The sequence below is a fragment of the Streptomyces sp. OfavH-34-F genome (assembly GCF_022347745.1).
Lineage (GTDB): Bacteria > Actinomycetota > Actinomycetes > Streptomycetales > Streptomycetaceae > Streptomyces.
In genome coordinates, this window is sequence record NZ_JAKRGC010000261.1 from 1 (window position 1) to 9254 (window position 9254).

Genomic DNA, 9254 nt, shown 5'->3' on the forward strand with positions numbered 1-9254 from the left:
CCGCGCCGGGCGCGCGGCCGCCGCCGGCACCCTGCCGCTGCTCGCGCTGCTGGTCGCGCTGACCACGGCCGCGTTCGGCGGCTCCGTTCTGGCCGGAATCGCCGACGCGCGCGACGACGCGGCCGTCCTGGCCACCGGCGCCGACGCCCGGATCAGCGGCCAGGGCGACTCCGTACCGCTGCCCGACGGCCTGATCCGCGCGGCCGGGAAGGCGGACGGCGTACGCGAGGCGGTGCGGGTCCAGATCGAGTACGGGGTCGCGCTGCCGCCCGCCGAGAACGGGGTCGAGGACGCCAAGGGCGCCACGCTGATCGGCGTCGACCCGGAGGCGTACGCACGGCTGGTGCGCGGCCTCGGGCTCGACTCCTTCCCGGCCGGCCCGCTGAAGGCCACCGGCGCCCGGCCCGTGAAGGGCGAGCCTGCCTCCCGGGACCGGGTGGTGCCCGTGATCGCCTCGCCGTCCGTCGCCGAACGGCTCGGTGACCGGCCGCGCGACCTGGAGTCCGTGGCCGGTGACTTCAAGGTGAAGCTGGCCGGCACGGTGGCGCACGCCCCCGCCGTCAACGGCTCCTCCTTCATGATCGTGGACGCCTCCGCGCTCACCCACCGGCAGACCACCGTGCTGCTGCTCACCGGCGACCACCTGGACGCGAAGGCCCTGCGGGCCGCCGCCGGCAAGGCGGGCGACCACTTCTCCGTACAGCTGCGCTCCGAGACGCGCGAGGCGTACGTGGACACCCCGATGCAGAACGGCGCCGAGCGGATCTATCTGGCGGCCATCGCGGCCGGCGCCGGATACGCCCTGCTCGCCGTCCTGCTGTCGCTGCTCCAGACCGCGCCCGAGCGCACGACGCTGCTGGCCCGGCTGCGCACCATGGGCCTCACATCCCGGCAGGGCGGGCGGCTCCTCGGCTTCGAGGCCCTGCCGCAGGCGGTGCTCGCCGCGGTGGGCGGGCTGCTCGTGGGCCGGGCGACGATCGCCCTGCTCGCGCCGGGCATCGACCTGGTGCACCTCGCGCTCTCGACCGGCGCGGGTTCCGGCCTGCCGGCCACCGCACCGCTGCGGACCGACCCGTGGTCCCTGGTCCTGCCGGCGGTGGGCGTGATCGTCCTGGCCGCCGCGGTGGCCGGGGTGCAGGCCTGGTGGACCGGCCGCCGCGGATCGATCACCGAACTCAGGGCAGGAGACTCCCGATGACGACGCCGTCGACCGATTCCACGCTGGCCGAGCTGGAACAGCGGGCCACCGCCCGGCGCGACCGGCCCTCCTACGGGCACGACGCGCTGATCGCCTGCGACCGCCTGGTGCGCATCTTCACCACGGACGGGGTCGAGGTGCAGGCCCTCCAGGGGCTCGACCTCCTCGTCGAGCAGGGCGAACTGCTGGCCCTGGTCGGCGCGTCCGGCAGCGGCAAGTCCACGCTGATGAACATCCTGGCCGGGCTGGACGAGCCCACGGCCGGGGCGGCGAAGGTGGCGGGCTGCGATCTGCTGAACATGGGGCAGAAGGAGCGGCTCCGCTACCGCCGGGACGTCGTCGGCTTCGTCTGGCAGCAGACCGCCCGCAACCTGCTGCCGTACCTGACGGCGATACAGAACGTCACCCTGCCGATGCAGCTGCGCGGGCGCGGCCGGGCCCGCGAGCGGGCGGCGCGCGCCGAGACGCTGCTGAAGATGCTGGAGGTCGAGGACTGCCGGGACAAGCGCCCGCAGCAGATGTCGGGCGGCCAGCAGCAGCGGGTGGCGATCGCCGTCTCGCTCGCCAACTCCCCCTCGGTGCTGCTCGCCGACGAGCCGACCGGTGAGCTGGACTCGGCCACCGGCGAGCAGGTCTTCGCCGCGTTCCGCCGCGCCAACGAGGAGCTGGGCACGACGATCGTGATCGTCACCCATGACCAGGCGGTGGCCTCCGAGGTGCGGCGTACGGTCGCGATCCGCGACGGCCGGACCTCCTTCGAGGTGCTGCGCCGCACCGAGGTGGACGCGGCGACCGGCCAGGAGTCCCAGGTGGCCCGCGAGTACGCGATGCTGGACCGCGCGGGCCGGCTGCAACTGCCTGCCGACTACACCGAGGCGCTGGGCATGGAGCACCGCGTGATGCTGGAGCTGGAGCGGGACCACATCGGCGTCTGGCCGGACGGCGCCACCCCGGGCGCGGCCCCGGACGCGGGTGCTGAGGGGGGTCCGGACGCGGGCGCCGACGCGGGTGCGGGCGCCGCGTAACCGCCGCTCGGGCGTCCGCTGACCGGCCGTTAGTATCCGGCCATGACGACGTTCGAACGCGAGATCACCGAGCCGGTCGACCTCTGTCTGCCCGACGGGCGCCTCGACCCGTCGGCGGTCGGCTGGTCGCGGGTGCCGCTGCACCGCGCCAATCTGCGCGGCTGGGGCCGGACGAAGCGCTGGGAGTACTGGTGCGTGACGACGCCGACCCATCTGGTGGCGCTGACCGTCAGCGATCTGGACTTCCTGGCCCTGAACAGCGTCTACCTGCTGGAGTACGCGCCCGGCGGGCTGGAGTTCGAACGCACGGCGGTCATCCCCGGCGGCGTGGGCGTGAACCTGCCCGACACGGTGGCCGGCTCCCCCGGTACCCCGGCCGTGGTGACGGGCCCGGCCCGCCCGACCGGCGGCAAGGTGCGCGTGGAGATCCGCGACGAACCCGGCGGCACCCGGCTGCGGGCGCGCTGTCTGACCCCGGAGCGGGTGCCGGTGGAGGTGGACCTGCTGGTCGCCCGCCCGGCGGGCCACGAGTCGCTCTCCGTCGTCGTGCCGTGGGACAGCCGGCGCTTCCAGTACACCTCCAAGCAGACGGCGCTGCCCGCCTCCGGCCGGGTCCGGGTGGGCGGGGAGTACCTGGACTTCGACGGCGAGGACACCTGGGCCGTCCTGGACCACGGCCGGGGGCGCTGGCCGCATACGGTCGACTGGAACTGGGGCGCCGCCTCCGGCCGGACGGACGGCCGTACGGTGGGCCTCCAGCTGGGCGGCCGCTGGACGCTGGGCACCGGCTCCACGGAGAACGCGCTGTGCGTGGACGGCCGGCTGAGCAAGGTCGGCGAGGAGCTGGACTGGCGCTGGTCGCCCTCCGACCCGCTCGCGCCGTGGACGATCCGCACCCCGCTGACCGGGCAGGTGGACCTGACGTTCACGCCGTTCCACAACCGGCGCGCCCGCACCGAGGCGGGCCTGCTCGTCAACCGCACCGATCAGTGCTTCGGCCACTACGACGGCCGCGTCCGCACCGACGACGGGGCGGAGATCGCGGTGGAGCGCCTGCTGGGCTGGGCGGAGGACGTGCACATGCGGTGGTGACCGGGCGGGCCGCCGCTGCCGGCCCGGTACGCGGTGCGGGTCAGCCGCGCACGGAGACCGCGAGGTTGCCCAGGCCGCCCGCCGCGTCCGCCCGGCGCAGGGCGACGGAGCCGTACGGGGTGCGCAGGCGCAGCCAGCTGCCGGCCGCCAGGAGGGCGACGGGGAAGCCGGGGGCGGCGCGCAGGAAGCCGAGGGACTGCGCGGCGTGCACCGCGCGCAGCGGGAGCCCGGTGGCGGCGACGGTGCGCGACCAGATCTCGTGGCCGATGCGGTCGCGCTCGGCGCGGGTGCGCCGGTCCTCGGGCAGGGCCTCGTCGCGGGTGCGGAACTCGTGGACGGCGGCGGTCAGCGTGGTGCGCAGGGCGACGGGGTCGGGCAGTCCGCCCTGTTCGCGCCAGCCGCGGCGGGGCGGCAGGACACCGGCCCAGGGCGGTCCGGTGACCGGGGCGGGCAGGGCGCCCGCGGCGGCGCCGGGTCCTTCGGCGTCCCCGGCGGGCAGGGCTTCCAGGAGGTCGCCGGCCGACACGGTGGTGTCGAACTCCTGGGCGTCGGCCAGCCGTACGGCACGGACCGCCAGCACCTCGAAGGAGGGCGGCCGGCCGAACACGGCGAGCGCGCCGCCGCCCGCCTGGAGGCGTACGGCGGCGGCGCGGTCGTAGTGGAGCAGCCGGCCGAGGAAGGCCGCGAGATCCGCGGCCTCCCTCGCGTCGGCGAACCGAAGCGGCTGTACGGACACGGTCATACCGCGGCGGGCTCCTCCGCGAGGTACTCCTGGAGGAACAGCTTCTCCTCCGGGGAGATCCGCCGGGGCCGCCCCTCGGCCAGGTCGTAGGGGACGACGACGGTGGACGCCCGCACGTAGACCTGTTCCGGGTCCTTGATCTCGTAGGCGATCGTCAGCGACGCGGCGCCGATCTTCGTGACCCAGGACTCGACGGTCACCGGACGGTGCCGGTGGACCAGGGGCCGCAGGTAGTCGATCTCGTGCCGCGCCACGACGGAGCCGCCCGCGAAGGACGGCGAGCCGTCCCCCGGCGCCAGCCGGAACATGAAGTCGATGCGCGCCTCCTCCAGATAGCGGAGGAAGACCACGTTGTTGACGTGGCCGAAGGCGTCCATGTCCGACCAGCGCAGCGGGCAGCTGTAGATGTGACGAGCCAAGACGATCAGCCTCGCGTGAGCTTCTTGTACGTGGCGCGGTGCGGACGGGCCGCGTCCGGGCCGAGCCGTTCGATCTTGTTCTTCTCGTACGACTCGAAGTTGCCCTCGAACCAGTACCACTTGGAGTCGCCCTCGTACGCCAGGATGTGCGTGGCGACGCGGTCCAGGAACCAGCGGTCGTGGGAGATGACGACGGCCGCGCCGGGGAACTCCAGCAGGGCGTTCTCCAGCGAGGACAGGGTCTCGACGTCGAGGTCGTTGGTGGGCTCGTCGAGGAGCAGCAGGTTGCCGCCCTCCTTGAGCGTCAGCGCCAGGTTGAGGCGGTTGCGCTCACCACCGGAGAGGACGCCGGCCGGCTTCTGCTGGTCCGGGCCCTTGAAGCCGAACGCGGAGACGTACGCCCGCGAGGGCATCTCGACCTGGCCGACGTTGATGTAGTCCAGCTCGTCCGAGACGACGGCCCAGAGGGTCTTCTTCGGGTCGATGTTGGCGCGGGACTGGTCGACGTAGCTGATCTTGACGGTCTCGCCGACCTTGATGGAGCCGCTGTCCGGCGTCTCCAGGCCCTGGATCATCTTGAACAGCGTGGTCTTGCCGGCGCCGTTCGGGCCGATGACGCCGACGATGCCGTTGCGCGGCAGCGTGAACGACAGGTCGTCGATGAGGACCTTGTCGCCGAACGCCTTCGACAGGTGCTCGACCTCGACGACGATGGAGCCGAGACGCGGCCCCGGCGGGATCTGGATCTCCTCGAAGTCCAGCTTCCGCATCTTGTCCGCCTCGGCGGCCATCTCCTCGTAACGGGCGAGACGGGCCTTGGACTTGGTCTGCCGGCCCTTGGCGTTGGACCGCACCCACTCCAGCTCTTCCTTGAGCCGCTTCTGGCGCTTCTCGTCCTTGCGGCCCTCGACCTTGAGGCGGGCGGCCTTCTTGTCGAGGTACGTGGAGTAGTTGCCCTCGTAGGGGAGCGCGCGGCCGCGGTCCAGTTCGAGAATCCACTCGGCGACGTTGTTGAGGAAGTAGCGGTCGTGGGTGACGGCGACCACGGCGCCCGCGTACTTGGAGAGGTGCTGCTCCAGCCAGTTCACCGACTCGGCGTCGAGGTGGTTGGTGGGCTCGTCGAGGAGCAGCAGGTCGGGCGCCTCGATGAGGAGCTTGCAGAGCGCGACGCGGCGCTTCTCGCCACCGGAGAGGTTGACGACGGGCCAGTCGCCGGGCGGGCAGCCCAGGGCGTCCATGGCCTGCTCCAGCTGGGCGTCCAGGTCCCACGCGTTGGCGTGGTCCAGGTCCTCCTGGAGCTTGCCCATCTCGTCCATGAGCGCGTCGGAGTAGTCGGTCGCCATCAGCTCGGCGACCTCGTTGAACCGCTTGAGCTTGCCCATGATCTCGGCGGCGCCGTCCTGCACGTTCTCCAGGACCGTCTTGCTCTCGTCCAGCTCCGGCTCCTGCATGAGGATGCCGACGCTGAACCCGGGCGACAGGAACGCGTCACCGTTGGACGGCTGCTCCAGACCCGCCATGATCTTCAGCACGGTGGACTTACCGGCGCCGTTGGGCCCCACGACACCGATCTTCGCGCCGGGCAGGAAGTTCAGGGTGACGTCATCGAGGATCACCTTGTCGCCGTGCGCCTTGCGCGTCTTGCGCATGGTGTAGATGAACTCAGCCAAGAGAAACCGTCCGGCAATCGATGTGTGGGCAGATACACCCCATCTTGCCTGACGGCCGCCTCTTGACGGAAACCGGTCCGGTGCGCGATACGCGCGGTCCCGGCTCGCGGTACGGCGCGGTACGACAGGAGGCGGGGCGTTCGCCTCCCCGGGCCGGGGCGCGGGGTGGGCCGGGGGACGCGAAGGCCCCGGCGGGGCTGTGGCTCGCCGGGGCCTTCGTCAGTGGCGGTGACGCCGCGTCGCGGGGTCACTCACCGGGGGTCACTCGCTGGCGGTCCGCTTGCGGCGCAGGAGGACGACCGCTCCGCCGCCGACGACGACGAGGGCGATGGCGACGCCCGCGATCACCGGGGTGGCGCTGGAGCTGCCGGTCTCGGCGAGGTCGGTGCCGCCGGAGGTGCTGCCGCCGGCCGTGGCCGTGGTCGGCGCGGTCGGGGTGGGCTCGCTGCCGGTCTGGGTCTCCGTGCCGCCGGCGCCGCCCGTGCCGCTGCTGGTGGTCTGGCAGTCCAGGACGCCCTTGAAGGTCTTGGAGAAGCCGTTCGGGCCGGTGACCGTGATGTCGTACGCCTGGTCCTCGGCGACGGGGACCGTCACGGTCGTGGTCTTGCCGGCCTCGACGGTGTGCTCCTTGCCGTCGAGCTCGAAGGTGAACGCCTCGTCACCCTTGTTGCCGACGGTGATGTCGACGCCGCCCTTGTCGCAGTTCTTCTCGGCGGTGGCCGTGGGGATCGGGCCCTGCTTCGCCCAGGTGGCGGTGGCGGACGCGGAGACCGTCGACTCGCTGGAGCCGGCCAGGATCATGGTCTGGCTCTTGGTGACCCCGGCGAAGGCGCGGCCGACCGGGACGGAGGTGGTCGCCTGGACGGTCAGCGAGGCGTTGCCCTCCTCGGAGTCCGCCGGGACGTCGAAGTAGAGCTTGGTGCCGTTCGAGGCGGTGGTGACGGGCTTGCCGTCCTTGTCGGTGACCTTCACGCCGCTCGCAAGGTCCGCGGGCGGGGTCACGGTGGCCTGGCCGGCGTTGGTGTGGACGGTGACCGGGCCGACCCGCTCGCCGGAGCGGCCCGAGACGGCGACCGGGTCGAGGGCCAGGGACGCCTTGGGCTCGGGGATGTCGGTGGCGGACTTCTCCAGCCAGTCGGCGAGCTTCTCCGCCTGCTCGTCGGCGGCCTCCACCTGGACGTGGTCGGAGAAGCGCCAGATCGCGACCTGGGTGCCGGCCGCCGCGGTCTTGTCGGTGAGCGTGCCGGTGCCGGCCGCCTTCGCCAGCTCCGAGAGGTCGTTCACCTGCGGGTAGGAGTGCTGCAGAATCCAGAGGATCTTGCCCGCGTCGTTGTTGCCGCCCAGCGAGGACTGGCCCCAGGGGGTCTCCAGGTACTTCGCCCGGTCCTGGGTGGGGTTGTGGATGTCGATGCAGTACGTCTTGAGCGTGCCGCCGCCGTCGACGTTCATCTCGAACAGACCTGCGGCCACGTTGCGCTTCTTGCCGTCCTCGTGCAGGACCGCGGTGCCGTAGGTCTTCAGTCCGTCCAGCACGGCGGTGGCGCCGCCCTGGTGCGCGGGCACCTCGTCGGCCGCGGCGCTGCCCGCGCCGACGAGGGCACCGGCCACGACCAGGCCGGACGCCGCCACCGAGGCGGCCAGCCGGGTGATGCCCCGGCGTCGTCCGGTGCGGTCCGCCGTGGATGACGAAACGGTCGCTGAAGAAGCTGAGAACACTGATTTCCCCTCCGGGCGAGACCCTCGCGCCCGGTACGCGTGTGGGGATTGTCCCGCCTGCCACTCAAGTGCCTTGTGAGTACGGGGAGATCCTATGGAGCGGGCCAAGGACAGTCCCCCGTCATACCGTCCGACAACCATTCCGAATCGCAATCGTTATCACGGGTAACCTTCGCCGCCGAGGGGCCGCCGGTCCCGGCCACGCTTGGTCATCGACCGGTCGCCGCCCGGTCACCGCGCCGCCACCAGGTCGGACTCCTTCTTCCGGGGTGCGGCGGCGGTCTTCTGACGCACTGTCCGCCTGCGGGGCGCGGGGCGTTCGGCCCGGTCCTCCGTCCGGTCCTCCGCCGGGGGTTCCTCCGGCCGCGCCGCCGCGCCGTCCCGCGCGGGCCCCTCCGTCCGCTCCCCGGCCACCCCCTCGTCCCGCTCCTGCGGCGCCTCCCGGACCGCCCACGGATCGTCCCCCGCCGCGACCGGCGCCGGACCGAACCGCGAGGCCGGGGCCGGGTCGTTGCGCAGCGCCCGGCGGAAGGCCGCCGTACCCCGCGTCAGGTCGTGGCCCACCGCGACCGCCTCGATGTCCACGAACGTCCGGCGCTGCCCGTCCACTTCCTCCTCGCGCACCTTCAACCTGCCGTGCACCACCAGCGGCTCCCCCACCGACACCGACCCCGCCAGGTTCGCCGCGAGCGTCCGCCACGCCCACACCGTGTAGAAGCTCGTGTGCCCGTCCGCCCACGCTTCCTTGGCCCGGTCCCACCGCCGGGGCGTGACCGCGAACCGGAACCGGGCCATCCCCCCGGTCGCCGTCTCCCGGAACTCCACCGCCGTCGCCGCGTTGCCCACCAGCGTCACCAAGGTCTCGTTCATGACTCCGCCTCCCCTTCACCCGGTCCCGTGCCGCGCCGTACGCGCGGTCACCGATCCCATGCTGGAGGGGAGGCGGACATCCTGCCGGAGGCTGTGGACTAACGGCTCGTTGTGGAGAACTCCGTCACCGCCACGTACCGTTCGCGCACTTCGCGGTAGCGGGCCAGTTCGGCCGCGACCGGGTCGAGCACCCGGGCCCGTCCGCACGCCGCCGCCGCCTCGCGCAGCCGCCGTTCGGCCTCCTGGCCGTACCGCCTGGCCGGCCCCCGGGCCGCCGCCGCGCACGACCACTCGACCAGCGGGCCGCCGACGATGCCCGCCAGCATCACCAGCGCGGGCGTCAGCAGCCCCGGCTCCAGGACGCCGACGATCTGCCCGGCCAGCCACAGGCCGCCGAAGATCTGGAGCAGCGTCATCGCGACCTGGGCCAGCACGGCCGCCGGCCACCAGGCGGGACGCGGCGGCCTCCCGCCCGCCCGCCCGCCCCGGCCCTCTCCCGTACGCGCCCGCGCATCACCCCCC

At 73.0% G+C, this 9254-nt stretch carries 7 protein-coding genes and 2 pseudogenes; 3 read left to right on the forward strand and 6 right to left on the reverse strand.

Annotated features, from left to right (window positions below; all coding sequences use genetic code 11):
• The 3 genes and pseudogenes from MHW47_RS27305 to MHW47_RS27315 all read left to right on the forward strand — a co-directional run.
• Nucleotides 1-1198 (forward strand): annotated as a pseudogene (locus MHW47_RS27305) (ABC transporter permease); the annotation flags it as partial.
• Complete coding sequence (locus tag MHW47_RS27310) at nucleotides 1195-2223, forward strand: ABC transporter ATP-binding protein (protein WP_239226430.1); 1029 nt, start codon at nucleotides 1195-1197, stop codon at nucleotides 2221-2223. The pseudogene MHW47_RS27305 and the gene MHW47_RS27310, both read left to right, overlap by 4 nt.
• A gap of 42 nt (nucleotides 2224-2265) precedes the next feature.
• Entirely contained in the window at nucleotides 2266-3315 is a 1050-nt protein-coding gene (locus MHW47_RS27315) for a DUF2804 domain-containing protein (RefSeq protein WP_239226431.1), read from the forward strand.
• A 40-nt stretch (nucleotides 3316-3355) separates the two neighbouring features.
• Here MHW47_RS27315 and MHW47_RS27320 read toward each other — a convergent pair whose 3' ends face one another.
• The 6 genes and pseudogenes from MHW47_RS27320 to MHW47_RS27345 all read right to left on the reverse strand — a co-directional run.
• Nucleotides 3356-4057, reverse strand: a complete 702-nt coding sequence (locus MHW47_RS27320; protein ID WP_239226432.1) for a hypothetical protein — start codon at nucleotides 4055-4057, stop codon at nucleotides 3356-3358.
• The gene (locus MHW47_RS27325) at nucleotides 4054-4476 is read right to left on the reverse strand and encodes a thioesterase family protein (RefSeq protein ID WP_158558538.1); all 423 of its coding nucleotides are present in this window, start codon (nucleotides 4474-4476) and stop codon (nucleotides 4054-4056) included. The genes MHW47_RS27320 and MHW47_RS27325 overlap by 4 nt, the downstream gene beginning before the upstream one ends.
• A gap of 5 nt (nucleotides 4477-4481) precedes the next feature.
• Entirely contained in the window at nucleotides 4482-6146 is a 1665-nt protein-coding gene (gene ettA / locus MHW47_RS27330) for an energy-dependent translational throttle protein EttA (RefSeq protein WP_239226433.1), read from the reverse strand.
• A gap of 261 nt (nucleotides 6147-6407) precedes the next feature.
• On the reverse strand, nucleotides 6408-7862 hold the full coding sequence (locus MHW47_RS27335) for an LAETG motif-containing sortase-dependent surface protein (RefSeq protein WP_239226434.1): 1455 nt from the start codon (nucleotides 7860-7862) through the stop codon (nucleotides 6408-6410).
• 231 nt (nucleotides 7863-8093) lie between these two features.
• Nucleotides 8094-8732, reverse strand: coding sequence for a single-stranded DNA-binding protein (locus MHW47_RS27340; RefSeq protein ID WP_239226435.1), 639 nt, complete (start codon nucleotides 8730-8732; stop codon nucleotides 8094-8096).
• 98 nt (nucleotides 8733-8830) lie between these two features.
• Nucleotides 8831-9254: pseudogene (locus MHW47_RS27345) on the reverse strand (ATP-binding protein); the annotation flags it as partial.

Coding starts and splice junctions, on each gene's coding strand:
- MHW47_RS27310 (WP_239226430.1), top strand. CDS start 1,195: ATGACGACGCCGTCGACCGATTCCACGCTGGCCGAGCTGGAACAGCGG.
- MHW47_RS27315 (WP_239226431.1), top strand. CDS start 2,266: ATGACGACGTTCGAACGCGAGATCACCGAGCCGGTCGACCTCTGTCTG.
- MHW47_RS27320 (WP_239226432.1), bottom strand. CDS start 4,057: ATGACCGTGTCCGTACAGCCGCTTCGGTTCGCCGACGCGAGGGAGGCC.
- MHW47_RS27340 (WP_239226435.1), bottom strand. CDS start 8,732: ATGAACGAGACCTTGGTGACGCTGGTGGGCAACGCGGCGACGGCGGTG.